At 69.6% G+C, this 23,823-nt stretch carries 23 protein-coding genes, 1 tRNA gene and 3 pseudogenes; 12 read left to right on the forward strand and 15 right to left on the reverse strand.

Annotated features, from left to right (window positions below; genetic code table 11):
* Positions 1 to 4: 4 nt before the first annotated feature.
* The 8 genes and pseudogenes from BN971_RS26020 to BN971_RS20185 form a co-directional block, all read right to left on the reverse strand.
* Positions 5 to 325, reverse strand: a pseudogene (locus BN971_RS26020) (hydrogenase assembly protein HupF); the annotation flags it as partial.
* Between the two features lie 4 nt (positions 326 to 329).
* Positions 330 to 1,709: a Kae1-like domain-containing protein gene (locus BN971_RS25395; protein ID WP_249262759.1), complete on the reverse strand. Its 1,380-nt coding sequence runs from the start codon at positions 1,707 to 1,709 to the stop codon at positions 330 to 332.
* Between the two features lie 24 nt (positions 1,710 to 1,733).
* Positions 1,734 to 2,549 (reverse strand): annotated as a pseudogene (locus tag BN971_RS25400) (serine/threonine-protein kinase); the annotation flags it as partial.
* A complete protein-coding gene (gene pbpA / locus BN971_RS20165; protein WP_090350518.1) occupies positions 2,546 to 4,021 on the reverse strand; it encodes a D,D-transpeptidase PbpA in 1,476 nt (491 codons plus the stop codon). The pseudogene BN971_RS25400 and the gene pbpA, both read right to left, overlap by 4 nt.
* Positions 4,018 to 5,427 (reverse strand): FtsW/RodA/SpoVE family cell cycle protein, encoded by a 1,410-nt coding sequence (locus BN971_RS20170; RefSeq protein WP_085179782.1) that lies wholly within the window; start codon positions 5,425 to 5,427, stop codon positions 4,018 to 4,020. The genes pbpA and BN971_RS20170 overlap by 4 nt, the downstream gene beginning before the upstream one ends.
* Positions 5,424 to 6,950 (reverse strand): PP2C family protein-serine/threonine phosphatase, encoded by a 1,527-nt coding sequence (locus BN971_RS20175; protein ID WP_085179781.1) that lies wholly within the window; start codon positions 6,948 to 6,950, stop codon positions 5,424 to 5,426. The genes BN971_RS20170 and BN971_RS20175 overlap by 4 nt, the downstream gene beginning before the upstream one ends.
* On the reverse strand, positions 6,947 to 7,414 hold the full coding sequence (locus tag BN971_RS20180; RefSeq protein ID WP_085179780.1) for an FHA domain-containing protein FhaB/FipA: 468 nt from the start codon (positions 7,412 to 7,414) through the stop codon (positions 6,947 to 6,949). The genes BN971_RS20175 and BN971_RS20180 overlap by 4 nt, the downstream gene beginning before the upstream one ends.
* Before the next feature lie 136 nt (positions 7,415 to 7,550).
* On the reverse strand, positions 7,551 to 9,230 hold the full coding sequence (locus BN971_RS20185) for an FHA domain-containing protein (protein WP_085179779.1): 1,680 nt from the start codon (positions 9,228 to 9,230) through the stop codon (positions 7,551 to 7,553).
* Positions 9,231 to 9,464: 234 nt separating this feature from the next.
* Here BN971_RS20185 and BN971_RS20190 point away from each other — a divergent pair.
* The 3 genes from BN971_RS20190 (at position 9,465) to BN971_RS26025 (ending at position 12,186) form a co-directional block, all read left to right on the forward strand.
* Positions 9,465 to 9,547: transfer RNA gene (locus tag BN971_RS20190), tRNA-Leu, on the forward strand.
* A gap of 246 nt (positions 9,548 to 9,793) precedes the next feature.
* Positions 9,794 to 11,707 (forward strand): TNT domain-containing protein, encoded by a 1,914-nt coding sequence (locus tag BN971_RS20195; RefSeq protein ID WP_085179778.1) that lies wholly within the window; start codon positions 9,794 to 9,796, stop codon positions 11,705 to 11,707.
* Positions 11,707 to 12,186 carry an Imm61 family immunity protein gene (locus BN971_RS26025; protein ID WP_245836576.1) on the forward strand — a complete coding sequence of 160 codons (480 nt, stop codon included), beginning with the start codon at positions 11,707 to 11,709 and terminating at the stop codon, positions 12,184 to 12,186. The genes BN971_RS20195 and BN971_RS26025 overlap by 1 nt, the downstream gene beginning before the upstream one ends.
* A gap of 162 nt (positions 12,187 to 12,348) precedes the next feature.
* On the opposite strand, the gene BN971_RS20205 is transcribed toward BN971_RS26025, so the two are convergent.
* Both BN971_RS20205 and BN971_RS20210 read right to left on the reverse strand, forming a co-directional pair.
* The gene (locus BN971_RS20205; RefSeq protein ID WP_085179777.1) at positions 12,349 to 12,678 is read right to left on the reverse strand and encodes a GNAT family N-acetyltransferase; all 330 of its coding nucleotides are present in this window, start codon (positions 12,676 to 12,678) and stop codon (positions 12,349 to 12,351) included.
* Positions 12,679 to 12,867: 189 nt separating this feature from the next.
* Positions 12,868 to 13,284: a WhiB family transcriptional regulator gene (locus tag BN971_RS20210; protein ID WP_085179776.1), complete on the reverse strand. Its 417-nt coding sequence runs from the start codon at positions 13,282 to 13,284 to the stop codon at positions 12,868 to 12,870.
* A 144-nt stretch (positions 13,285 to 13,428) separates the two neighbouring features.
* Here BN971_RS20210 and BN971_RS20215 point away from each other — a divergent pair, with 144 nt between their 5' ends.
* The 6 genes from BN971_RS20215 (at position 13,429) to BN971_RS20240 (ending at position 17,390) form a co-directional block, all read left to right on the forward strand.
* Positions 13,429 to 14,223: a helix-turn-helix domain-containing protein gene (locus BN971_RS20215; RefSeq protein ID WP_085179775.1), complete on the forward strand. Its 795-nt coding sequence runs from the start codon at positions 13,429 to 13,431 to the stop codon at positions 14,221 to 14,223.
* Positions 14,213 to 14,863 (forward strand): C40 family peptidase, encoded by a 651-nt coding sequence (locus tag BN971_RS20220; RefSeq protein WP_090350519.1) that lies wholly within the window; start codon positions 14,213 to 14,215, stop codon positions 14,861 to 14,863. Before BN971_RS20215 ends, BN971_RS20220 begins: the two co-directional genes overlap by 11 nt.
* On the forward strand, positions 14,860 to 15,213 hold the full coding sequence (locus BN971_RS20225; protein ID WP_085179773.1) for a DUF4226 domain-containing protein: 354 nt from the start codon (positions 14,860 to 14,862) through the stop codon (positions 15,211 to 15,213). The genes BN971_RS20220 and BN971_RS20225 overlap by 4 nt, the downstream gene beginning before the upstream one ends.
* A gap of 125 nt (positions 15,214 to 15,338) precedes the next feature.
* A complete protein-coding gene (locus BN971_RS20230; RefSeq protein WP_085179772.1) occupies positions 15,339 to 16,757 on the forward strand; it encodes a DUF4226 domain-containing protein in 1,419 nt (472 codons plus the stop codon).
* 13 nt (positions 16,758 to 16,770) lie between these two features.
* Positions 16,771 to 17,088 carry an ESX-1 secretion-associated protein gene (locus BN971_RS20235; RefSeq protein ID WP_085179771.1) on the forward strand — a complete coding sequence of 106 codons (318 nt, stop codon included), beginning with the start codon at positions 16,771 to 16,773 and terminating at the stop codon, positions 17,086 to 17,088.
* Positions 17,085 to 17,390, forward strand: a complete 306-nt coding sequence (locus BN971_RS20240; protein ID WP_085179770.1) for a DUF2694 family protein — start codon at positions 17,085 to 17,087, stop codon at positions 17,388 to 17,390. Before BN971_RS20235 ends, BN971_RS20240 begins: the two co-directional genes overlap by 4 nt.
* 18 nt (positions 17,391 to 17,408) lie before the next feature.
* Here BN971_RS20240 and BN971_RS25190 read toward each other — a convergent pair whose 3' ends face one another.
* Complete coding sequence (locus tag BN971_RS25190; protein WP_169718559.1) at positions 17,409 to 17,552, reverse strand: hypothetical protein; 144 nt, start codon at positions 17,550 to 17,552, stop codon at positions 17,409 to 17,411.
* A gap of 81 nt (positions 17,553 to 17,633) precedes the next feature.
* Between BN971_RS25190 and BN971_RS20245 the strand changes: the two genes are divergently transcribed.
* Together BN971_RS20245 and BN971_RS20250 are read left to right on the forward strand one after the other, a co-directional pair.
* A complete protein-coding gene (locus BN971_RS20245; RefSeq protein ID WP_085179769.1) occupies positions 17,634 to 18,962 on the forward strand; it encodes a DUF5631 domain-containing protein in 1,329 nt (442 codons plus the stop codon).
* Between the two features lie 71 nt (positions 18,963 to 19,033).
* The gene (locus tag BN971_RS20250) at positions 19,034 to 19,351 is read left to right on the forward strand and encodes a DUF2710 family protein (protein WP_085179768.1); all 318 of its coding nucleotides are present in this window, start codon (positions 19,034 to 19,036) and stop codon (positions 19,349 to 19,351) included.
* Positions 19,352 to 19,374: 23 nt separating this feature from the next.
* Here BN971_RS20250 and BN971_RS20255 read toward each other — a convergent pair whose 3' ends face one another.
* On the reverse strand, positions 19,375 to 20,148 hold the full coding sequence (locus tag BN971_RS20255; protein WP_085179860.1) for a TIGR03084 family metal-binding protein: 774 nt from the start codon (positions 20,146 to 20,148) through the stop codon (positions 19,375 to 19,377).
* Between the two features lie 41 nt (positions 20,149 to 20,189).
* Positions 20,190 to 21,476: an MFS transporter gene (locus tag BN971_RS20260; protein WP_085179767.1), complete on the reverse strand. Its 1,287-nt coding sequence runs from the start codon at positions 21,474 to 21,476 to the stop codon at positions 20,190 to 20,192.
* A gap of 96 nt (positions 21,477 to 21,572) precedes the next feature.
* Here BN971_RS20260 and BN971_RS20265 point away from each other — a divergent pair, with 96 nt between their 5' ends.
* On the forward strand, positions 21,573 to 22,229 hold the full coding sequence (locus tag BN971_RS20265) for a YqgE/AlgH family protein (RefSeq protein ID WP_085179766.1): 657 nt from the start codon (positions 21,573 to 21,575) through the stop codon (positions 22,227 to 22,229).
* 118 nt (positions 22,230 to 22,347) lie between these two features.
* On the opposite strand, the gene BN971_RS20270 is transcribed toward BN971_RS20265, so the two are convergent.
* Both BN971_RS20270 and BN971_RS20275 read right to left on the reverse strand, forming a co-directional pair.
* A complete protein-coding gene (locus BN971_RS20270; protein WP_085179765.1) occupies positions 22,348 to 22,689 on the reverse strand; it encodes a hypothetical protein in 342 nt (113 codons plus the stop codon).
* 66 nt (positions 22,690 to 22,755) lie between these two features.
* Positions 22,756 to 23,744 (reverse strand): annotated as a pseudogene (locus BN971_RS20275) (LpqN/LpqT family lipoprotein).
* Between the last annotated feature and the right edge of the window lie 79 nt (positions 23,745 to 23,823).

Below are 23,823 nucleotides of genomic sequence, written 5' to 3' on the forward strand. Positions count from 1 at the left end.
GGCGCGGGCCGCGGCGCATCACCGAGCGCACCTGCGCGTCGTCGGCGCCGGCCACCGCGATCACGATGTCGCCGGGCCGCGCCGACACCCGCACCACGTCGACGAGGTCGGGTCCGGTCAGGGCCACCGCAGGCAGCGCGCGTTTGCCCATGATCACCGGGTGCACGAACTCGACCGCGATGTGCATGGCGTGCGGCTCGCGGCCCGGCGCGATGGACCACATGGTGGCGCCCGCGGCGAAGCGCCTGGCCAGCGTGAACGCCGCCGCAGCGAGCTCCTCGGCCAATTCGGCGCTCAACCCGCGATCGATCGCCGTGCTCGTCATCCGGTCAGCCCACCTCCCGCGCGGCCAGCATCGAGACCACGGCCTGGCCCAGCGCCAGCCCGCCGTCGTTGGGCGGCACCCGGTGGTGGGTCAGCACCTCGAATCCCGCCGGCTCCAGCCGGTCACGGCACCCGCGCAGCAACAGTACGTTCTGGAACACCCCGCCCGTCAGCCCCACCAGCCGGACCGGCCCGGCCACCCGCGTGACCACCTCGGCGACGGCACCGGCGACCGTCTCGTGGAAAGCCGCGGCCAGCGCCGCCGGCCGAGCTCCGGACCGCAGGGCGGCCACCAGCGCCTGCACCAGGCTGGCGGGGTCGATCACACCGTCGGCGCGCACCGTCAGGGGCAGCGACGGCAGCGGTCGCCCCGCCGACTCGGCGAGCGCCTCGAGTTCGATGGCGGCCTGGCCCTCGTAGTCGATGCGGTGCCGCACGCCCAGCAACGAGGCGACGGCGTCGAACAGCCGGCCCATGCTGGAGCACGGCACGCAGCCGGCGCCGCTGTCCAGTTGCGAACGCAGGAGCCGCAATTCGTCCGGCGTGGCCGCCGAGACCGGTGCCAGGTCGGGGGTCCAGTCGATGCCGGCCGCCCACAGCTGCGACAGCGCCATCCGGCACGGGTTGCGCACCGCGGCGTCACCGCCGGGCAGCGGCACCGGCAGCAGGTGACCGGCGCGCACGAAGCGGTGGCTGTCGGTGCCGAGCCGGAGAATCTCTCCGCCCCAGATGGTTTCGTCGCAGCCGTAGCCGGTGCCGTCGAAGGACACCCCTACGATCGGTTCGCCGACGCGGCCGTGCTCGGCCAGCAGCGACACCACGTGCGCGTGGTGGTGCTGGACCAGGTCCAGCGGCCGGTCGCCGGCGTGGCGCTCGGCCCAGCCGCGGGTGTGGTAGCCGGGGTGCAGATCGGCGGCCAGCCGCGTTGCGCCGCCGCGTATCCCGCTGAGCTGGCCGACGGCGCGCTCGAACGCGCGCAGCGTCTCCCAGGTGCCCATGTCGCCGATGTGCCCGGACAGGTAGGCGCGCGACCCGTCGGTGAGGCAGAAGGTGTTCTTCAGTTCCCCGCCGACGGCGAGCACCGGCGGGCCCTGGACGCCCACATCGATCGGCAGCGGCGCGTAGCCGCGCGACCGGCGGATCGGCAACTCGCGGCCTTCCAGGACGCGCACCACCGAGTCGTCGCACGGCACGTGGATCGGCCGGTTGTTGTCGAGCACCGAGTCGCACAGCGGCGGAAGCCGGTGCGCCGCATCGTCGTCGGTGAAGCAGATCGGCTCGTCGGAGCGGTTGGCGCTGGTCAGCACCAGCGCGTCGGGGACCGGCGCCGACTCGTCGGGCACGGGTGCGAGCAGCAGGTGGTGGACGGGGGAGTACGGCAGCATCAGCCCGAGCAGCGGGCTGCCGGGGGCGACGGCGTCGGCGAAGGGCCCGCCGCTGCGGTAGCGCATCGCGGGGTTCTTCACCAGCGTGATCTCGATGAGCTCGCGCACGTTGGGCGGCAACTCGGCGGGCAGCGGCGGCGGGGGCTCCTTGATGTGCTTCATGGCCACCGTCAGCGCACCGTCGCCGGTGAACGGCCTGCGGCCCGAAACCACCTCGTAGCCAACGACTCCCAGCGAGTAGACGTCGCTGGCGGGGGGGGCTTCGTGGCCCAGCGCCTGCTCGGGGGCGATGTACTGGGCGGTGCCCATCACCATCCCGGTCTGGGTTACCGGCGCCGCGTCGACGGCCTTGGCGATGCCGAAGTCGGTGATCTTCACCTGGCCGGTGGGAGTGATCAGGATGTTGCCCGGCTTGACGTCGCGGTGCACCAGGCCGGCGGAATGCGCGACCTGCAGCGCCCGGCCGGTCTGCTCGAGCATGTCCAGCGCGTGGCGCAGCGAGAGCCGTCCGGTCCGCTTCAGCACCGAGTTCAGTGGCTCGCCGTTGACCAGCTCCATCACCAGATAGGCGGTCCGGCCCTCCCCGTCCAGCTGGCTCTCGCCGTAGTCGTGAACCTGGGCGATGCCCGGGTGATTGAGCATCGCGGTGGTGCGGGCCTCAGCGCGGAAGCGCTCGATGAATTCCGGGTCCTGGCTGAACTCCTGCTTGAGCACCTTGACCGCGACGCGCCGGCCCAGCCGGCTGTCCACGGCCTCCCACACCTGGCCCATGCCGCCGGTGGCGATCAGACGCTGCAGGCGGTAGCGGCCAGACAGCGTCACCCCAACTCGCGGGCTCATCGTCCTCCCTGTAACGCGGCCTCGATCACGGCCCGTCCGATCGGCGCGGCCAGCGCACCTCCGGTCGCGGACAGCCGGTCCCCCCCGTTCTCGACCAGCACCGCGACGGCCACCTTCGGTGTCTCTGCCGGCGCGAAGGCGATGTACCACGCGTGCGGCGGAGTGTTCCGCGGATCGGTCCCATGCTCAGCGGTACCGGTTTTGGATGCGATCTGCACGCCGGGAATGGCCCCTTTCTGCTGTGCGACCTTCTCGGCGCCGACCATCAGCTCTGTTAGCTTAGCGGCGACCTGCGGCGACACCGCGCGGCGCTGCTGGTAGGGCGCGGTGGTGCTGATGTTCGCCAGGTCCGGTCCCTTGATGCTGTCGACCAGGTAGGGCTGCATCATCCCCCCGCCGTTGGCGATCGTGGCCGCGATCGCGGCGTTCTCCAGCGGCGTGAGGGCGACGTCCTTCTGGCCGATGCTCGACATCCCCAGCGCGGCCGCGTCCGGAATGAGCCCCACGGTCGACTCCGCCACCTGCAGCGGGATCACCCCGGGCGTGCTGTCCAGGCCGAACGAGTGCGCCATGTTGCGCAACGCGTCGGCCCCGGTGAGCAGGCCGAGCTGCACGAATGCGGTGTTGCACGACAGCGCGAACGCCTGCTTCAGCGACACCGTCGGGCCGTTGCCGCAGGTCGACCCGCCGTAATTCTCCAGCGTGGCCGTGCTGTCGGGCAGCGGGATCGAGGCCGCGGCCGTGAGCTGCTCGGAGTCGGTGGCGCCGGCCTCCAGCGCCGCCGCGGTCGTGACCACCTTGAAGGTCGAACCGGGCGGATAGGTCTCGGAGATGGCGCGGTTGGTCAGCGGGTTGCCGGGGTCGTCACGCAGCCGCTGCCAGGCCTGGGCCTGCACCTCCGGATCGTGTGACGACAACAGATTCGGGTCGTACGACGGCGACGACACCAGGGCCAGGATCTTGCCGGTCGCGGGTTCGAGGGCCACGACGGCCCCCTTGCAGGGCCCGCCGCAGCCCTGCTGCATGGCGTCCCACCCGGCCTGCTGGACGCGCGGGTTGATCGTGGTGTCGACGTTGCCGCCCCGCGGGTCGCGGCCGGTGAAGAAGTCGGCGAGGCGGCGCCCGAACAGCCGCTCGTCGGAGCCGTTGAGCAGCGGGTCCTCGGCCCGCTCGAGGCCGGTGCTGGAGTAGCGCAGCGAATAGAAACCCGTGATCGGCGCGTACACGAAGGGGTTGGGGTAGACCCGCAGGAAACGGAAACGGTCGTCGGTGGCCACCGAATAGGCCAGCAGTTGGCCGCCGGCGACGATCTGGCCGCGCTGCCGCGAATACTCGTCGAGCAGGACCCGCTGGTTGCGCGGGTCGGCGCGCAGGCCGTCGGCCGCGAACACCTGCGTCATCGTGGCGTTGAGCAAGAGCAGGACGATCAACGCCATCACGGACACCGAGATCCGGCGGAGGGAGGCGTTCATACCTTCTCGATGACCTCGGTCTTGGCCGCCGCGATCGACGACTTGTTGCGCGCCCGGGTGCGCAGCGGGCGGCGGGCGCTGTGCGAGATCCGCACCAGGATCCCCAGTAGCACGTAGTTCGCCAGCAGCGACGACCCGCCGTAGGACATCCACGGCGTGGTCAACCCGGTGAGCGGAATCAGTTGCGTCACACCGCCAACCACGATGAACAGCTGGATGGCGAGGGTGCAGGCAAGACCCGCGGCCAGCAGCTTGCCGAAGCTGTCGCGGGTCGCGATCGCGGTGCGCAGCCCGCGGACGATGACGATCGTGTAGAGCATCAGGATGCTCGCCAGCCCGACCAGCCCGAGCTCCTCGCCGAACGCGGCGATGATGAAGTCGGTCGACGCGGCGGGCACGGTGTCGGGCTGGCCGTTACCCAGGCCGGTGCCGAAGATGCCGCCGGTGGCGAAGCTGAAGAGCGACTGGACGATCTGGTATCCGCTGCCGTCGGGATCGGCGAACGGGTCCCACCACGTGTGCACCCGAACGCGTACATGGGCGAACATGTAGTACGCCGCAACGCTTCCCAACGCGAAGAGCACCAACCCGATGACCACCCAGCTGAAGCGCTGCGTCGCGAGGTAGACGACCACCAGGAACGACGCGTAGAGCAGCAGTGAAGTCCCGAGGTCTTTCTCGAAGGCCATCACGCCCACCGATATCGCCCAGGCCGCCAACAGTGGGGCGAGGTCGCGCGGCCGGGGCAGCGTCATGCCCATGACGTGCTTGCCGGCGCTGTTGAACAGGCGGCGCTTGGCGATCAGCACAGCCGAGAAGAAGATCAGCAGCAGGATTTTGGAGAATTCGGCGGGCTGGATGGAGAAGCCCGGGAAGCGCACCCAGATCTTGGCGCCGTTCTGCTCGGACAGCGACGCCGGAAGCAGCGCGGGAATCACCAGCAGCACCAGCCCGGTGACCCCGCAGACGTAGCCGTAGCGCGCCAGCTGCCGATGATCCTGCAGGAAGGTGACGACGAGCGCGAACGCGGCGACGCCGACGACGGTCCACAGCATCTGCTGGGTGGCGCTGGGGTGATGGCGGCCGCCCAAGCGGTTGGTGACGATGTCGAGCCGGTGGATCATCACCAGTCCGAGTCCGTTGAGCAGGGCCACCACCGGTAGCAGCACCGGGTCGGAGTAGGGGGCGAAACGCCTGATGGCCAGGTGGGCGCACGTGAAGATCAGCAGGAACGCGAGCCCGAAACCACCCAGCTTCCAGTGCAATCCGCGTTCCTGATTGGCCTCCACGATGAGCAGCGCGGCGACGGTGATCAGGGCGGCGAAGCACAGCAGCAGCAGCTCGGCGTTGCGGCGAGTGGGCAGTGGGGGGGTGACCGCCACCGGCGGCTGGAGCTGCGTGGTCATGCCACCGCTCGGCAGTCGACGCCCGGCTGAGGCTCAGGCGGCGCCAGGGCGGCCGTAGACGGGGGAGTCGTGGGGGTCGTCGGAGTCGTCGTAGCTGTGGTGGCGGGAGCGGGGCCGCCGGGCGGGTTGGCGGAGGTCGGCGTCGCGCCGGCCGAAGGAGGGTTGGTGGACGACGGCGAAGTGGTGACGCTCGGTTCGGGTGTCGCGCTGGTGCTCGCCGGGGCGGGGGTGGCAGGCGGTGAGGTCGCACGCGGCGGTGGGCAGGGGGGCAGCAGCGAGTTGGATGACAGCTCGTGCAGCTGTCCGATGGCGTCGTCCAGCGTTCCGGTGGGAAGGCCGGCCTGAACCTGGGCGCGCGCCGCGGGGCGCAGATCCTGCAGTTGCATGAGGTGGCAGTTGAGGCGACCGCCGGCGTCCTTGGAACTGATCACCGACAGGGCGCCGCGGGCGTCCAGGCAGCCGACCAGGTAGGGCTCGTGCAGGGACATGCCCAGCAGCGATCCCTGGATGCCCCGCAGGATCGACACCGTGCCGTTGTATTCGGCGACGTAGTAGTTGCTGCGGATGATCGCCCGGCCGATGGCCAGGCCGGCCAGCACCAGCAGGACCACCAGCGTGACGACGATCGCCATCCGGCGCCGCGACCACCGCGCCGGGGTCGACGGTTCCTCTTGCGCCGGTACGCGTTTGGCCACCTCTTCGCGCGGCCTGATGGCCGATGCCCGGCCGGCGGAGGTGTTGGGCAGGGTCATGTGGTCGTCGTCACCCGAAACCGCGCCGGCCAGGATCGGCTGCGTCTGGCCGTAGTCGTAGTCGACGACGTCGGCGACCACGACGGTCACGTTGTCGGGGCCCCCGCCGCGCAGGGCCAATTCGATCAGCCGGTAGGCGGCCTCGGCGACGTCGGGAATCTGCAGCGCCTCGAGGATGGTTTCGTCGCTCACCGGGTCGGAGAGTCCATCCGAGCACAGCAGGTAGCGGTCGCCGGCGCGGGCCTCGCGGATGGTCAGCGTCGGTTCGACCTCGTGGCCCGTCAGCGCCCGCATGATCAGCGACCGCTGCGGGTGGCTGTGTGCCTCCTCGCGGGTGATCCGGCCCTCGTCGACCAGTGTTTGGACGAAGGTGTCGTCCTTGGTGATCTGGGTGAGCTCGCCGTCGCGCAGCAGATAGCCGCGCGAGTCGCCGATGTGCACCAGCCCGATGCGGTCACCGGCGAACAGGATCGCGGTGAGCGTGGTGCCCATGCCTTCCAGCTCGGGCTCGGCGTCGACCTGAGCGGCGATGGCCGCGTTCCCGGAACGGACCGCGGCGTCCAGCTTGGCGAGTAGATCGCCACCCGGTTCGTCATCGTCGAGATGGGCCAGGGCGGCGATCACCAGCTGGGAGGCGACCTCGCCGGCCGCATGGCCGCCCATGCCGTCGGCCAGGGCGAGCAGCCGCGCACCGGCGTACACCGAGTCTTCGTTGTTGGCGCGTACCAGGCCGCGATCGCTTCGTGCGGCATATCGCAGGACCAGGCTCACGGGCGCAACTCGATCGCCGTCTTGCCGATCCGGATCGGCGTCCCCATCGGAACTCGTACCGCAGTCGTCACCTTCGCCCTGTCGAGGTAAGTGCCGTTGGTCGATCCTAGATCCTCGACGTACCATTCCGAGCCGCGCTGAGACAGCCGCGCGTGCCGGGTCGAGGCGTAATCGTCGGTGAGCACCACGGTTGAATCGTCAGCCCTTCCGATCAGAACCGGCTGTCCGCTGAGCGTGATCCGCGCACCCGCCAACGACCCCTCGGTCACCACCAGGTAGCGCGCGACGTGCCGACGTTGGCGCGACGGCAGCAGGGTGCTGCGCAACGTCAGGCCGCGGCGCACCATGACGGCCCCGGTGGGTGCGTAGATGTCCGTCCGCAGGATCCGCAGGACGGACCAGATGAATACCCATAGCAGCATCAAGAATCCGGCACGCGTCAGTTGCAGTACTAGTCCCTGCATCTGGCGTCCTTTCGGTCCTGGCTCCCCGTCCCCGGCAGCGTCCCCGGCAGCCGTGACGGCGACCACATGGGCAACGTCACGATACTTGGACGGCGGTCTACACGGGGCGAAGCACGGCAGCGGTGGGCCCGCGGATTTAGTGGATGCGGACGATGATCTCCGAGTGGCCCAGACGGATGACATCACCGTCGGCCAACTGCCACTCCTGCACCGGGGCGTTGTTGACGGTCGTGCCGTTGGTCGAGTTGAGATCGGTGAGCAACGCGACGTGGCCGTCCCAGCGGATCTCCAGGTGACGGCGTGAGACGCCGGTGTCGGGCAACCGGAACTGGGCGTCCTGTCCGCGACCCACGATGTTGGAGCCGTCGCGGAGCTGGTACGTGCGTCCGCTGCCGTCGTCGAGTTGCAGGGTGACCGTGGCACCGGCCGACCCGTAACCGCCCTGGCCGTAACCGCCGTACCCGGCACCCGGCTGGCCATAGTCGGCAGCCGGTTGCCCATAGTCGGCCGGTTGGCCGTAGTCGGCGGGCTGGCCGTAGTCGGCCGGCTGCCCGTACTCGTAGTCGCGGTTGGCGGTCTCGCCGTACGCGCCGGCCTGCGGGGGGTATCCGCCCGGGACCGATTCGGCGTACTGGGTGTAGTCACCGCCCTGCCCGTAGTCCTGGCGGCCGTATCCCCCGCCCTGCTGGTAACCCTGGTCGTACCCGCCACCTTGCTCGGGGTAGCCGGGTCGTTGCTCCGGCGGCGCAGGGGGTGCCGGGGCGGCGTAGCCGGCCTCCTGCTGCGTTGCCGGCCCGCGGCCATAGTCGCCGTATCCGCCGCCGTAACCCTGGGGACCGCCGCCGGGCTGCGCGCCGGGCGGCGGGCCGTAACCGCCGCCTTGGCGGTAACCCTGGTCGTACCCCTGCGCCCCGCCCTGGCCGCCGGCCTGACCGCCGTAGCCCGGGGCGACCGGCCGCTGGTCATACGGCGGCGGGTATCCACCTTGCCCCTGCTCGGGGTAGCCGCGCTGGTCCTGGTATCCACCCGGTGGGGGGTAGCCACCCGCCGGCGGATAGCCGCCCTGCTGCTGGTATCCCGCTTGCCCCTGCTCGGGGTAGCCGCCGCCCTGTTCCGGGTAGCCACCCTGGTGTTCGGGGTAGCCGCCTTGCTCGGGGTAGCCGCCCTGATCCGGGTGCCGGGGCGGCGGGTAGCCCTGCGGGGGCGGGTAGCCGCCCGGCTCCTGCGGATATCCGCCCTGGGGCTCCGGACCGCCGCGGGGGTCGTCCTGCGGACGCCCGTAGCGTTCGTCGTAATACTCGTCACCGGGCCGCCCCGACCCCGGACCCCCGCGGTAGCTCGAGTTATCAGTCATTGCTACTCCTCGTTCTGCGCCGAACGCATGATGTGATTGTGGCCGGACGGGATCCATAACCGCCGGGCGGGGCGGCAAATCGGGGTTGACAGCACCGTGGGCGCGGTACTGACCGGTGTGCAGCTCCGATGACTGCTCGAACCGGACAACGACCTCACCATACGTTTGCCACCCCTTTTCGTAGATGTAGTCCGTCAAGTACCGAGCAAAAGTGTCCGACGTCAGATCCGGGTCGGCGGCCACCTTCTCAAAGTCGTGCCTACCGAGGGTAATGATGTATTCGTTGGGGACCAAAATGCGATTTCCGTCGAGCGTGCGGACGCCGTCCCCGGCTTCCCTCCGAAGCAGGGCTTCAATCTCGGGCGGGACAACCGATCCCCCGAACACCCGGGCAAAAGCATTGTCGACGGTCACCTCAAGCCTGCGCTCGATGCGCGCGACCAGCCCCCGTGGGCTACCCATGCCTTATCGCTCGCCCGCACGTGCCACGCGATATCGCCGGCTCAAGGCAAACGGGCTGCCCGCGTGTCTTCTCACCTGAGCATGGTATCGGGACACCTCGAGGCAGCGGCACCTCGGGAATTCTGAGAATCGCTTTTCCCCAGGTCAAGCCGTGTCCTGCGGCGGCGGGCAGGGTCCCCGACGCGATTCGGGGACACGGCCATTACAGTGGTATGGTCCTTCGGTTGTTTCCCCGGGCGAGTGGCGGAATGGCAGACGCGCTGGCTTCAGGTGCCAGTGTCCTTCGGGACGTGGGGGTTCAAGTCCCCCTTCGCCCACTTTTATCAGCAGCACCCGAGAAGTCACGGACCCCGAGAGGTCCGTGACTTCTGCCTTCCACGGGCGCCTTCCACGGGCCGTGTGTGTGCCGCGGAATGCGCCGGCGTCGGGCGTGGCTGCCAGCGTCTGCCCGAATTGACGATCGCCCGCGGATCGGTACGGTAACGACAAGCGCTGAAAGGGTGGGGAATGTTCGTCGTCGCGGCACGCGTCCGTGCGGCGGGGGCGCAGGGCGGGGCCGTGCGATGCAGCTCCAGCACATAAACATCCCGCTACTCGTGGCCGAAGCCGGCGGCGATCCGTGGGCCATCAACAAGAGCCTGCAGGCCGGGCGGCCGATTGAAATTTCCAGTCTGGCGGAGGCCTTTCATCAAGCCGGGCGGTGTACCGACGAGGCCGGCCACGCATTCGAGCAGGCGCGCAGCCGCTTCGATGCGGCCTGGAACCACCTGGACGGTGATCACCCGATCAACGACTCGGAAGAAGTCCAGCGGGTCGTCAAGGCGCTGGGTTCACAGTCGTTGCAGCTACCCAAGATCGGCGTGGACCTGGAGAACATCGCCGCCGCGCTGGCCGAGGCTCAGAAGAATGCGGCCCGGCAGATCGCGTCGCTGGAAGGTCAGCTCGAGCGACTCGACGACCTCATCGGTCAGGCGCTGCAACAGGAGCGAGACCCGCGGCTGGATCCGGCGGATCGGGACGCGCTGAATTCCCTCATCGATGATTGCGAGAGGGACGCCATCGATGACACCAAGGCGGCCCTGGCCAAGCTGCAATCTCTGCGCAACGGTTACGCCGACGGGCTGCATGAAGCACTGGGCAACCTGCGGACGGATGGATACGATCCCGCGGCCTTGCACGACGTCGACGCCGACGCCGCGCCCGAGCCGTCCGCGCAACAGACCGGGCAGCTGGCCGAGATCCGCCAAGTCACAAACCAGGCGGTCGTCGATCAAATGGCCAAGGTGCGCGCCGCGCAACAGGCTATCGATCGGGCCTTGTCGGACCTCTACACCCACGGCCCGGGCTCCCCCGAAGGGCAAGCCGCGGCGGAGAGCCTGCCCAAGCTCAAGGGCGACCTCGCCAAGGCTCTCGACGACCTCGGGAAGATTCCCAACTACAACAGCGTCGATCCCGCCTCGGTCAGCACCACCGCCGACGGCCATTTCATGTTCACCTACACCGTCGACGGACAGCAGGTTCAGGTGGTCGGGCAGCTGAAGGACGGCGCGGGCGAATTCTTCGACCAGGCCACCGGCACGTCGTACTCGTTCAGCGGCGGCAAGTTGACCGGCATGCGCACGCCCGATCCCGGCAAGGTCGAAGCCACGCCCGAACCTCTATGGAGCGCAATCACTTTGGCCGTGGGCGGCCCCGAACTCAAGGCCGGCGGCGAGGCGGCGTGGCAGGGCCTGAAGACGCTGTTCGGTCGCGAAGCGCTGCAGGGGCTTTCGGCCGACAACGTCCTCCCGCGCGCCCTCTCCGCGGCCGAGGTGCGTGCGGCGATAGCCGAGGCGGACCTCCCGCCCCGCGGGCCTCTTCCCGACGCCGGCGGACAACCGGTGCCCGGCGCCCACGGCGGTCCCCCGCCGGTGGTCGAGTCTCACCCGCCGGCCGCCCCCGACGTTCCCGCGGCTCCGGGCGAGCACCACGTCCCCGTCGTACCGGACGGGACGCCGCCGCCAACGTCGGCCGGGCCGCCGCCGCCGTTGCAGCCGGATCATCCGTTGTTTCACGGATACCACCCGATCGATCCGGGTCCGGAATTCACCAATCCTGACGGCACCCTGATCTATCCCGACGACACCCTGCCGACCAAGCCGTACGCCGTGGCAGGGACCGTGATACCGGACGTCACGCTGGCTCCGGGCACCGTTCTCGAGCGATTCGGGTTTCCGGGGGGCGCTTACCTTGCTCCGGACGGGACACCTTATGCCCAACTGGCGCTCCCACCCGGGAACGCCGTGAAACCCTACTATCAATATGTTGTGAGCGACTCGATAGGCCTGCCGCCGGGATGGCGTATTGAGCAATCAGAAGTCGCGCCCTGGTTCCACCAACCGGGCGGCGGTCAGCAGTATCGAATCCTCGATGAAACGGGCCAGAACGCCACGGTCGAGGACCTCGTAGCGTGGGGCTTTCTGAGAAGGATCAACTGATGGAAGACTTTTCGCGCTTGGCACAAAATTGGTACGACTGGGCACCAGCCATGGGTGGCGGCGAACCGACCGTTTCGACGAACTGCGAAGATTGCGACATCCTATTCAGCACCGACGACTATAAGGTCCATCTTCGCCATGACCCCGACTGGTGGGTGTGCGACACCGTGAATGACCGCGGCCAGCGGCGCAATGGTGAGGCCAAGTTGTCGAATTTCGAGCTCGCGGAGAAGTATCTGATCTGGAGTTGGGGCATTACCGCGCGCTCCGACCTCGCATCCGGACCGCTGGGGGCTGACCTTGCCAGCCGCGGATACGCACCCAATGTCGACGTATCTAGAGCCGAAGGACGTTACAAGATATGCCTTCAGGATGATTGCGCCATCCTCTCAGTCGTTCACGCCACCATCTTCAGCCACCTCATGAACAAGTCGGTGGACGACATCGAACGAATGATCAGAAGCGGTCTTCCCGAATGATATGGACGGGGACAAAATGGCCCCGCAACAAGAGCCAGCCAGAACACCGACCCGGGCCTTACCAACACCGGCGGAGATACAAAGCAATCGATGGATCGACGCTCCTGGAAACACCAAAACCGACGGAATCGCTCGGTACGGATGTAGGCGCTGTCTTGTCCCCTACCCCTGCAGCCACCTGCGGACATCGGCGGTCACCGGGTCGGTGATGTCGTCGAATTCGGGATGCCTCTTGAGCACCGTGACAACCATGGAACACACCGGGACGACGCGCTTGCCCTCGCTGCGAGCCTCGTTCAGGGCCTCCTCGATCAGGATGGTCGCCAAACCCCTTCCGCCATAAGCCGGATCGATCTCGGTGTGGTAGAACACGCGCTGGTTTTCCCGGTCGGCGAAGTCGGCGAGGCCGACGGTCTTGCCGTCGACGGCGATGGTGTACTTGCCGTCCTCGGTGGTGACCGTGGTTTCCGCGCCGGTCTTATCGGTGGTCATGTGCGCTCCCCTTTCGTTGCGGTACTGCTCGGGCCGCAGCCGAGTTGCGGGCAGCGGCGGCGCGGGCAGCCGGGTGATCGAGCCCCGATACCCGCGGACGACCCCGACCCGGTCGTGGCCATCCTTCCACTGCCTCCGGCAGTCGAAATCACCGCGCCGGGCTACCCCGTTGCCCGGGGAAACAAACGGTCAGGCCGCCGACCGGGGGCCGATTTGCGCCGTCGGTAGATGCACGACGACCGCGTCCACCGCGACGGCGTCGTGTTCGTGCCGGGCCAGCAGAGCCGCGTTCTCGGGCAACTGCCGGGAGTTGATCTCCCCATTGGCGATCTGGCGCAGGATGTCGTGGGCGCGGGCGAGCTGTTCGCGTTTCCGGTACTGGCCTCCGGGCAGCTTGACGCCGGCCCAGACGCCGTACTCCTCGCGGTGTGCGATGGCGTGCTGCGCGCAGCGACGCTGCTGGGCGAGCGGGCAGCGGCGCAGGCATTGGATCCGCGCCTCGGTGGCGGACCGCTCGTAGGCGCGCGCCTTAGCCGCGCCGTCCGCGTCGTCGTCGTCGGGGTAGCCGAACCAAAGCTCCGGATTGGTTGCGCAGGGGTGTCCCATGTCGGTCTCCTCGTCTGGCGTGAAACATAGTCGAAAGCGTATACAGATAGCGGCCCCGGACGCAAGAGAAACGAGACAAAAACGTATATCCGACGTATCGTTGCGCGCCCTGTGTAATATCCGGCCCATGGCCGGAGCCGTGCGGTGAGCCGTGAATCGGCCGGCGCGGCCATCCGTGCCCTGCGCGAATCCCGCGACTGGTCGCTGGCGGAACTCGCCGCCGCCACCGGTGTCAGCATCATGGGCCTCAGCTTCCTGGAGCGCGGCGCCCGCAAGCCGCACAAAAGCACAGTTCAGAAGGTCGAGAACGGGCTTGGATTGCCACCGGGCACGTATTCGCGGCTGTTGGTGGCGGCGGATCCGGAGGCCGAATTGGCGCGGCTCCTCGCGGCGCAGTCGACCCCCGTCGTGCCCGCCCGCCGTCCCGGCCCGGTGGTCGTCGACCGCCACAGCGACACCGACGTGCTGGAGGGTTACGCGGAAGCGCAGCTGGATGCCCTCCGATCCGTCATCGATCGGCTGCCTGCGACAACATCAAACGAATATGAGACGTATATTCAGTCTGTGATCGCCCAGTGCGTGAAGGCCGAGATGCTGGCCGCCAGTTCCTGGCGGGTGGCCGTCAACGCCGGTGCGGACTCGACGGGCCGGCTGATGGGGCACCTGCAGGAGCTGGAGGGGATCCGCCAGACGCTGCTCAGGCGGATGCCCGCAAGCTTGGGTGCGCGTTTCGACCGGGCCTGCGCGCAGTCGTCGCTGCCCGAAACGGTCGTCGCGGCGCTGGTCGGGATAGGCGTCGACGAGGTGTGGGATATCCGCAACTCCGGCATCATTCCGGCGGGCGCGCTTCCCCGTGTGCGCGCCTTCACCGAGGCGGCCGAATCTACCGCCCAAAACCACCCGGGCCCGGACGACGAGGGGTGCCGCGATGAACGGTGAAGTGCTCGCGCTGAGCCGCGCCCACCACCTGTTCGACGGCACTCCCCCGCTTCCGACGCTGCAAGCCGACACCCGGCGGTACGACTTCCTGTTGCGACGAGCCGCGCTCAATGGGCCTGCGCCACGGACCTATCGGGGCGCGGTCGAGCGGAGCCAGCAGGGGCTGCGGTCGGCGTCCGAGGTCGACGACGCGGCCGCACGCGTCATCGCGAGCGCCCACCGGGATCGGGCGCAGGCGCGTCAGCTGACCAAGAACGTCCTCGACCAGGCGCGCGCCGACGCCGGCACCACCCCCGTCACGCCCCTGGCTCAGCGCGAGGCGGTCCGCGCCGCGCTGTCGAGGCTGGGTTGCCCGTACGTGTGGGGCGCGACCGGGCCCGGCCAGTTCGACTGCTCGGGGCTGGTGCAGTGGTCCTACGCGCAGGCGGGTGTGCGGCTGGATCGCACCACCTACCAACAGATCAACGACGGGATTCCGGTCCCTCGGTCGCAGGTCCGGCCGGGGGATCTGGTGTTCCCCCACGCCGGTCATGTGCAGCTGGCCATCGGCAACAATCTGGTGGTCGAAGCGCCCTATGCGGGCGCACCGGTGCGCGTCAGCCGCCTCGGCAGCAACGTCGCGATCCGGCGGCCCTGGTGACGGACGCCGGCCGCCCGGATGTGCAGGCGCTCCGGGAGCGGCAGTCACAGCTGGCGGGCCGGCACGCTGCGTCCGCCGACGCCGACCGGGTGCTGGCAGAGGTGCTCGCCGGCGCCCACGCCACGATGCGCGAAAGCGTCCGGCGACTGGACGCCATCGCCGAGGAGATCGAACTCGCCGTCGTGCGGCAGGCCCGGCTGGCGGTCGATACGCCCCTGGGCGCGAGGGAGTTTCGGAGATTCCTGCTTGCCAAGCAGCGGGAGATCGCCGACGTGGTGAGGGATGCCCGCGAATTCGGACGCGCGAAAAAGGTTGTCCTCGAGGGCCTTCGGGTCCAGTACGGGGGTTGATGGGCCGATGTCCCCAGGGGCTCGTCGTGGTGAATTGTCGCGGGTTAGGCGCCTGGGTACCGTCGCGCGCCATGGAGGGGCCGCGACACATCCAGCGCCGGGCTGCGCCGCGGTTTGCCTAGCCGATGGCGCCGGTTCAGGAGCTACTCGCCGCGCTCGCCTACATCCGGGACCGCACCGGGGATCCCAACGCGTGGCAGACGGGTTTGACCCCGCAAGAGGTGGCCGCGGTCGTCAGCCCCGCGACGCGACCCGAGCAACTCCAGGCGATCCTCGCCAAGATCCGCACTCAACACCCCGACGTGTTCGGCACCGGGATGCCGAACACTCGCCCACCGCAGAACCCGGTGCGCCCACCACCGGACGCGGAGCAGGGGGCCGCCGCCGACGCTATCGCGCGCGCGGAAGAGGCTCTGTCACAACAGAACACGGTGAGTTCCCAGCTCGACATGCAGGTGATCTCGGCGATCCTCAACGCACACCGCACAAGCGTCGAGGGCGGACAGGCGCTCGGTGCGCTGCAACGGGAAGTCGAAGCCGCGGTACACACGCGATCCGATCTCGACACCCCGGCGGGAGCCCGCGATTTTCAGCGATTCCTGATCGGCAAGCTCAGGGACATCCGCGCCATCGTGCTGGACGCAAGTCTGGATGACACCTCGAAGTCGGCACTGATGGCCGCATGGACATCGCTCTACGACGCCTCCAGGAACGAGGCGGATTCCCCGGGTGAACAGGCGAGGGAGCCCGAAGACGCGTACGCGCTCGATGGCCCCGACGCCGATTGGGACCCGGCGACCGACTCAGCCCCGCTCGATGATCCAGCATCCCCGGCGCCGAGAAATGAGATCCCCCCGACCGCGGTGGCTCCCGCGGCGCCGACGCCGCCGGGCTTTCCCGGCCTCGGCGCGGGATCGTTGCCCGGCCTCGGGACGGCGCCGGGCGCCATGGGCGGTTGGGGGCTACCACTCCCCGGGCTGCAAGACGCCGAGCGGACCGATCCGGCGCTGCGCGAACGTGACGAACGTGACCGCGCGAAGCCACCGGCCGACGAGCGGGACCCCGAGCAGCCCGACGACCGTGCGGAGAATGCGGCGGGCATCGAGCCGGCGGCCGCGGGCCCGACGCCGGTGACCCTGCCCGACGGTGAGACGTTGACGGCGGCCAGCCCGCAGCTGGCCGCCGCGATCAAGGCGGCCGTCGCCGGAGCGCCGATCGCAGATGCCTTCCGGCAGCAGGGAATAACCATTCCCGCACCCGGCACCCCCGTCCCCGATCCCCTCGATGCACAGCGCCTCGCCCCGGGCGACGTCGGCATCTTCACCGACCGGCACGCCCTCGCCCTGAGCCCGGGCAAAGCACTCCTCGACGGGCAAATTCAACACATCGCCACCGTGAGTGGGCCGAGCTTCCTAGGCTGGGAACATCCGCCGGGACCCGCCGCGGCATCCGCGACGGAGCCCGTCACCCCGACACCCACCCGCCCGGCGACCGCGCCGACCACCGCACAACCCAAACCCGCCGGACCGCCCGGCGGCGCATGACAGGAGACAGCAGATGGCAGATCCGATCCATGTGGTGCCCGCGCAGTTGCGCGAAGCCGCCGGGCACCATCGGGAGACCTCCGACTACCTGCGCACCGTCCCGTCATCGCACGCCGCGATCCAGGAAAGCCTGGACTCGCTGGGTCCGGTCTTCGGCGACCTTCGCGAGGCCGGACGCGAATTGCTCGAACTGCGCCGCCAGTGCTACGAGCAGCAGGCCGACGACCACGCCGACATGGCGGACAAGCTGATCGTGTCGGCGGCGGCGTGGGAGCAACATGAGCGGGACGCGGCACGAAAGTTCCGGGGCATCGTCGACGGCGGTCGATGACGGACGCCAATCCCGCATTCGACACCGTTCATCCGAGTGGGCACATCCTCGTCCGCTCGTGCCGCGGCGGATACATGCACAGTGTCGCACTGACCGAAGAGGCGATGGGGACCGACGCCGAGACCCTGGCGCAGGGCATTCTGCTGACCGCGGACGTGTCGTGCCTCAAAGCGTTGCTGGAGGTTCGCGACGAAATCGTGGCGGCGGGCCATACGCCCTCCGCGGAGGTTCCGACCCCTCACGACCTCGATGCCGCGATCGAGAAACTGCTCGCGCACAAATTGCGCCGTCGCGCGAAGTAGTCGGACGCTCGCCGGCCCCTACAGCAGCCAGGACCGGGCCGCGTCGGGATCCGGCCGGATGTCGGTAGGCGGTTCGACGGGGTTGGCGCCGAACAACTCTCGCGCGCGGGCAAGCAGCGCGCGCACCTCGTCGAGTTGCTGCTGCAGCGCGGAATCGGCCATGGCCTCACGCTACCCACGCCGCCGCGGCCGCACAATTCACTGACTGGATAGAGCCCCCGGGTGTGCCGGTAGTCTTAGCCGGTGGCGATCTTCGGGCGGATAACTGCGCGTCAGCGCCTCCGGAGAGCTACCCGGGAATCCCTGGCGGTTCCGGCCTTCAGCGCCCCCGTCGATTGCACACCCTGGGTCACGGGCGGGCTCTGGCCCGCCGAATTGTCGACGGCGGGCAGCGAAACCGCCAGTCTCGCAGACTATCTCAGAACCGACCTGGAGCGAATCGCCAGGAGCGCCAACGACGAGCTCAAGGTCATCAGGCGTGCCGGCCTGCCGGATGCCACACGCCAGGCCGAAGAGGCACGCGTCATCGCCGAAGCCCGGGCGCGCGCGGTGCGACGGGTCGAATCGACGATGCGGCAACTGCACACCGTCAGGGCCGCGGCCGGCAACCAACGTCCGGTCCCGCTTATCGTCGGGCCCGACGTGGACGCGACGCAGGTCATCCCCGCCGTCACCGACGCGGAGTCCCCGCCGGGCCCGACGTTCGGCGTCGATCCCCGACGACGTTGGCGGGTCGCGGAGCCGCGAGACGCCGAACTGGCGGCCCCTCCCCCGGCCCCCGATATCCAAGACACGCAAGTCATCCCGGCGGTCACGGAGGTGGCGTTGCCCGCGGCTCCGACGACCGAGGATGCGCCCGCCCCGCCGACGCCCCAACCGGAGGCGGCCGGGAGTCCCGAACCCGCCGTGCGCACCGAGTCGCCGGCCGAGACGGCGCCGGCGCGGGGCGAATCGGACATCGATCGGCTCAACCGGCTGCTGGAGTTCGTGGTACGGCAAGAGCCCCGGCTGAATTGGGCGGTCGCGGATCGTGCGGAGGGGGCGACGGTGCTGGTCACCGACCTCGCGCACGGTTGGGTTCCTCCCGGCATCGCGCTTCCCGCCGGGGTGCGGCTTTTGGGCCCCGGGCGACGCAGCGGCAGGGTGGTTGCGTTGCTCGGGGAAGCGGTGCGCGTCGCGGCCTACGCGCCGGGCGATTCGCTGCGCCGATCGCCCGACCTGGCCGCCACGAAGTCCTCGCCGCACGCGCGCGGGCTGCCCGCGATCGACGATCTCCCGGGTGCGCTGTGCGCGGCGACGCACCGGCGCGACGGGCTGCCGGGGATGGTGCACGCGATGGCGACGATGGCCGCCGGGGGAAACCGGGTCGTCGACCAGGAGGCCGACGTCCTGCGGGTCCATCTCGACACCGCCCGCTACCAGTTGCTGGCCCAGTACCCGAGTGTCGACTCCGGGCTCCTGCTCAACTGCCTGCTGTTGGCCGCCACCGAAGCCTTCGTCGTCGGGGACTTCGTATCGGCGAACTACCACTTCGCCTGGTTCCGGGAACTCGACGCGCGATCCCAGCCGTAGCCCGTCCGAGCGCCGAGGGCACCGCCGGAATTGAATTGACGCTGGTCGCGGGGGTCGAGGATACTTGCAGCGTGTCGGGGTCGGGCGGTCGCGCGAATCTCAGCGACAAAGATCTCGTCGAATCCGTTCTCCGCGAACTGAGCGATGCGGCCGATAAGTGGGAAGCGCTCGTCGCGCAGGCCGAGGCCGTCACCTACAGCGTCGATCTCGGAGACGTTTACGCCGTGGCCAATTCGGACGGCCGGCTAGTCCAGCTGGTTCTGCACCCGGGCGTGATGACCGCCTACGCCCACGGCGAACTCGCCGACAGGTTGAATCTCGCGATCACCGCGCTGCGCGAAGAAGCCGAGGCGGACAACGCGGCGACCTACGGCGGACCCCTGCACTAGCGAGTTCATCGACCACATCGACCTCATCGACCGGGGCCGGGAGGCCCGGCGAACGCCTGCGCGATCTCCAGCCAACGCAGCGCGTCATCACCGCGCGCGGTGAGGTCCAGGTCGCTCAGCGGGCGGCGCTGGGTCACCAGGAAGCAAAAGTCCAGGGCCGACCCCGTCACCCGCTGCGCGGCGTCCGGCGGCCCCCAGGACCAGACGTCGCCGCCGGGCCCGCGCAGCTCGACCAGGAAGGGCTCGGCCGGCGCGGGCAGATCGTTGACGAAGAACGCGTAATCGCGGGTGCGCACGCCGAGGTGCGCGATCGAGCGCAGTCGCTCGCTGGCCGCCCGTTGAACGCCGAGCGCGTCGGCGACGTCGAGGCCGTGCGCCCAGGTCTCCATCAGCCGCGCGGTCGCCATCGACGCGGCGCTCATCGGTGGCCCGAACCACGGCAGCTTGCGGCCGTCGGGAACGGCCGGCAACGCCTCGTGCAACCGCGCGCGCGTGGCCCGCCATTCGGTCAGCAACTCCGCCGGCGCGAGGGCGGCGAGCTCCTCGGCGCCGGCGTCGACGAAACCGGTGGGGTCGGCCGCGGCGGCCTGCAGCGCCTCGGCGAACGCCGCTTCGTCGGTGATCGCGGTCAGCGCGACCCGGTCGGTCCACAACAGATGACCGATCTGGTGGGCGATCGTCCAGCCGGGTGCGGGCGTCGCAGCGGCCCAGCGATCCGCCTGCAGCGGTGCCACCAGCGCGTCGAGGTCGTCACTCTCGGCGCGTAGGTCGGCGACGATGGGGCCGGGACCGGCCATCATCGCCTCCGAGGGCTCGCCGGGAAAGGCACGTATGTACCTTAACGGCCGTTCGCCGTGTCGCCGCGGCGGCCGACGACGGAGTGCACGGCCAGCCCGGCAAGGTAAAGCACCGAACCGAACAGCACGAACGCCGGCGCGCGCCCGTCATCGGGAATCAGTGTGGCGGACACCGTAATCGCGACGACGAACGCGACCCAGAACAACGCGTCCTGGACCGCGAACACGTGCCCGCGCAGGGCGTCGTCGACGTCCATCTGCATCGCGGAGTCGGCGCAGAGCTTGACCACCTGCCCGGCCACCCCGATCAAGAAGCTGCACGCCACCATCACCGGGATCAGCAGCGTGGCGGCGGGCAGTTGGAAGACCGACGCCGCCGCCAGCGCGCCGTTGGCCGTGGCATACCTCCCCCAGCGACGTATCGCCCAGGGGGTCAGCAGGTTGGCGAGGAACGCTCCGAGGCCCGCCACGGCGAAGAACAACAGGGCGGTACCCAGGCCACCGGTTGCGGGCGGGGCCAGGTGGTGGACGAGCAGCAACATCAGCAGCGAATTGATCCCGACGACCATCCGGTGCGCGGCCAGTCCGGACAGCGTGGCGGCGACGGTGGGGCGTTGCGCCACCGTACGCACGCCGTGCAGCCACCCGGTCAGCACGGCGTAGATGACGGGCCCGTGGATCGCGCGTTTGGTGTGGTCGGGACCGAGCACCCGCGGGGGGAACCGCAGGGACAGCAGCAACGCGAGGGACACCGGGATCCCCGTGAGGAAAATGATGGTGGACGCTCCCCTGTCGCCGGCGCCCACGAGGATGCGCGGCAACAGCATGAAGTTGGCCCCCAGGAACGCCGCGAAGGCGCCGACCGCGGTGGCCACCGCATTCATCGTCACGACTTGTTCGCGCGGCACCACGTGCGGCAGCGACGCCGAAAGCCCGGACGCGACGAACCTCGACAGGCCGTTGGCCACCAGCGCCGCCAGCAGCAGCGGTATGTCGCCGGCCCGCACGGCCAGGATCGTGCCGATCGTCGCGATGAGGATCAGCCGCCCGACGTTGGCCCCGACGATCACCAGCCGCCGATCCCAGCGGTCCATCAGCGCGCCGGCGAACGGCCCCAACAGCGAGTACGGCAGAAACAGCACGGTGAACGCCCGCGCGATGGCCATCGGGTCGGCCGCCCGGTCCGGATTGAACAGCAGCGCCCCGGCGAGCCCGGCCTGGAAGAGGCCGTCACCGAATTGACTCGCCATGCGCAGCTGCAGCAGCCGCCAGAAATCTGGCAGGCTGCGCACCGACCGCCACAGGTCGACGTGTGCGCCGGAGCTCATCCGGGTAGGAATCACAGAACCGACTTCCAGGATTGGGGTTTGGCACGCGGGCCTCACGGCCGAGGCCGAGCCGCTTCGTCCACAGTACAAATATCCATGGGCCACGCTCGATTTGCCCGGGTACAGGGCCGGAGATGCCATGATGGTCTGGTGCCGCCGGAGGATCCTGAGGACTACGTCGCACCCGCCGCGCAGCGGGTGCGCGCGGGTACTTTGCTGCTCGCGAACACCGATCTGCTCGAGCCGACGTTTCGGCGCAGCGTCATCTACATCGTGGAGCACAACGACGGCGGCACGCTGGGTGTCGTGCTGAACCGGGCCAGCGAAACGGCGGTGTACAACGTGCTACCGCAGTGGGCCAAGCTGACGGCCAAGCCGAAGACGATGTTCATCGGCGGGCCGGTCAAGCGGGACGCGGCGCTGTGCCTGGCGACCCTGCGCGTCGGCGCAGATCCGCAGGGCGTTCCCGGCCTGCGGCACGTGTCCGGCCGGGTGGTGATGGTCGATCTGGACGTCGACCCCGACGCCGTCGCACCGCTCGTCGAGGGGGTGCGGATCTTCGCGGGATACTCCGGCTGGACGATCGGTCAGCTCGAGGGCGAGATCGAGCGTGACGACTGGATCGTGTTGTCGGCGTTGCCGTCTGACGTCCTGGTCGGGCCGAGGGCCGACCTGTGGGGACAGGTGCTGCGGCGCCAGCCTTTGCCGCTGTCGTTGCTGGCGTCACATCCGATCGACGTCAGCCGCAACTAGCGCGAGCTGCCCTCGCCTCGGGCGTGAACTCACGGCGCCCGGAGTGAAGCGGTGGCGAGGCTCTTCGGCGTGTCGCGGCCCGGGGTTCAGCACCGATGCGCGACCTGACGAGCGGGTCTTAACCGCAGGACTGTGAGCACGCGGTGCACTGCCCGCCGCAGCCCGATACGGCGGCTTCCTGGCGCACCGCGAAACGCGCGCTCTGGTAGGAGCCGGCGGCGAGCGTGCCCAATGCGCCGGCGACACAGACGATGAGCACGACAAGGGCGGTCTTGGGGGACGCCGCGACTGCCACCAGACCGCCGGCGGCCAGCATCACCGCGGCCGAGAACTGAGTCGGTGCCATGGCGCGCAGCGCCAGCTGGGCGGTCCCGACGGCCTGGCGGTGCGAAAGCGACCATGTCCCAAAGCCCGCCGAGGCCAACGCCGCACACATGCTCAGCACGCCCGCAATCAGCATGGCCTCACAATACGAGGCGGCGCGCGAAACCGCTCGCCGGGCTCCGGGGTTTCGCGGTGCGCCGGCTCAGTGCTGCTGCAGAAACGAAAAGTTTGGCAGGGGGGGCAGCCCGGGCACCATCGCCAACAGGTTCGGTGTCGGCTGCACGACCGGCTGGTTGGGCAGCGACGCCTGCGCGGGCAGCGCCGCCGGGGCGGCCGCGGTGCGGCGGCGCCCGGTGCGGTCACCCGGAATCCGTTGATGATCGCGTCGGTGGCCGGGCCGTCGGCGACCGCCACGGCTCGGTCCGTGGTGACCGCCAGCGACACCAGGTACTTGTCCCGGCCGGAGGTCGCTATCACATTGCGGCGCGAGGTATTCAGCGTCACGTCACCGTCGCGGTAGGTGCCCTCGATGACCGACGAGGGGAAGCCGCCGAAATCGGCCATCGAGGCGTTGGTGGTCTGCCAGGCGGGCAGTTTCTGGCTGTCGACGTAGCCGTGCGTGATGGCGTCTTTGGGATCGAAGCTACCGACGAGCTTGTACACCACCACCTGGGCGTTCGAGCTGTAGATGCTGCTGCCCTGCCGATCGGCGATGACGGCGAACGCGTCGGGAACGTTCGGGTCGGGGACCTGGGTCCAGCGGGCGGGGACGGGCAGGGTGATGTCCAGCGCGTTGAAGCCCTGTGGCTTCTGGGCTTCGAGCTTGACGCCCTTGGACTGCAGGTATTCGCGGACCGTGCCCGAGGCGGCGGGAGTCACCGCCGGGGGAGCCGGCGGTCCCGGGGGTGCGGCCGGCGCAGCCGCGGCTCCCGTGGCTCCGGGGGCGGTGGCCAGGACCGGCGGGGCGAACGGGTTCGGCGCCTGCGGGGCGGCGAGCACCCGGTTGGGCGCTTGTCCGGGAACGGCCGCCACGTTGAGCGGTGCGGGCATCGGTGCGCCGACGCCGGGGGCGGGGGGTGTAGGGAGCACGGGGTCGGCCGCGGCGGTCGCGCCCGCGAGCGTGGCGACCCCGATGGTGCCGGCGGCGAGACCTCCTGCGAGGACCCGCAACGTGCGGACGATGTCAATCATCTGCGTCGGTCCTTCCCATGGCGCGGGCATCGGCGCCCGTCGTTAGAGGGCGACTGTAACCAGTGGTCAAAGGCGGTGA

Source organism: Mycobacterium bohemicum DSM 44277 (assembly GCF_001053185.1).
GTDB lineage: Bacteria > Actinomycetota > Actinomycetes > Mycobacteriales > Mycobacteriaceae > Mycobacterium > Mycobacterium bohemicum.

Bases quoted from the DNA above. Each gene is read 5' to 3' on its own strand.
- BN971_RS25395 (WP_249262759.1), bottom strand. From the start codon at position 1,709: ATGCTGCCGTACTCCCCCGTCCACCACCTGCTGCTCGCACCCGTGCCC.
- pbpA (WP_090350518.1), bottom strand. From the start codon at position 4,021: ATGAACGCCTCCCTCCGCCGGATCTCGGTGTCCGTGATGGCGTTGATC.
- BN971_RS20170 (WP_085179782.1), bottom strand. From the start codon at position 5,427: ATGACCACGCAGCTCCAGCCGCCGGTGGCGGTCACCCCCCCACTGCCC.
- BN971_RS20180 (WP_085179780.1), bottom strand. From the start codon at position 7,414: ATGCAGGGACTAGTACTGCAACTGACGCGTGCCGGATTCTTGATGCTG.
- BN971_RS20185 (WP_085179779.1), bottom strand. From the start codon at position 9,230: ATGGGTAGCCCACGGGGGCTGGTCGCGCGCATCGAGCGCAGGCTTGAG.
- BN971_RS20195 (WP_085179778.1), top strand. From the start codon at position 9,794: ATGCAGCTCCAGCACATAAACATCCCGCTACTCGTGGCCGAAGCCGGC.
- BN971_RS26025 (WP_245836576.1), top strand. From the start codon at position 11,707: ATGGAAGACTTTTCGCGCTTGGCACAAAATTGGTACGACTGGGCACCA.
- BN971_RS20205 (WP_085179777.1), bottom strand. From the start codon at position 12,678: ATGACCACCGATAAGACCGGCGCGGAAACCACGGTCACCACCGAGGAC.
- BN971_RS20210 (WP_085179776.1), bottom strand. From the start codon at position 13,284: ATGGGACACCCCTGCGCAACCAATCCGGAGCTTTGGTTCGGCTACCCC.
- BN971_RS20220 (WP_090350519.1), top strand. From the start codon at position 14,213: ATGAACGGTGAAGTGCTCGCGCTGAGCCGCGCCCACCACCTGTTCGAC.
- BN971_RS20230 (WP_085179772.1), top strand. From the start codon at position 15,339: ATGGCGCCGGTTCAGGAGCTACTCGCCGCGCTCGCCTACATCCGGGAC.
- BN971_RS20235 (WP_085179771.1), top strand. From the start codon at position 16,771: ATGGCAGATCCGATCCATGTGGTGCCCGCGCAGTTGCGCGAAGCCGCC.
- BN971_RS20240 (WP_085179770.1), top strand. From the start codon at position 17,085: ATGACGGACGCCAATCCCGCATTCGACACCGTTCATCCGAGTGGGCAC.
- BN971_RS25190 (WP_169718559.1), bottom strand. From the start codon at position 17,552: ATGGCCGATTCCGCGCTGCAGCAGCAACTCGACGAGGTGCGCGCGCTG.
- BN971_RS20255 (WP_085179860.1), bottom strand. From the start codon at position 20,148: ATGGCCGGTCCCGGCCCCATCGTCGCCGACCTACGCGCCGAGAGTGAC.
- BN971_RS20260 (WP_085179767.1), bottom strand. From the start codon at position 21,476: ATGAGCTCCGGCGCACACGTCGACCTGTGGCGGTCGGTGCGCAGCCTG.
- BN971_RS20265 (WP_085179766.1), top strand. From the start codon at position 21,573: ATGGGCCACGCTCGATTTGCCCGGGTACAGGGCCGGAGATGCCATGAT.
- BN971_RS20270 (WP_085179765.1), bottom strand. From the start codon at position 22,689: ATGCTGATTGCGGGCGTGCTGAGCATGTGTGCGGCGTTGGCCTCGGCG.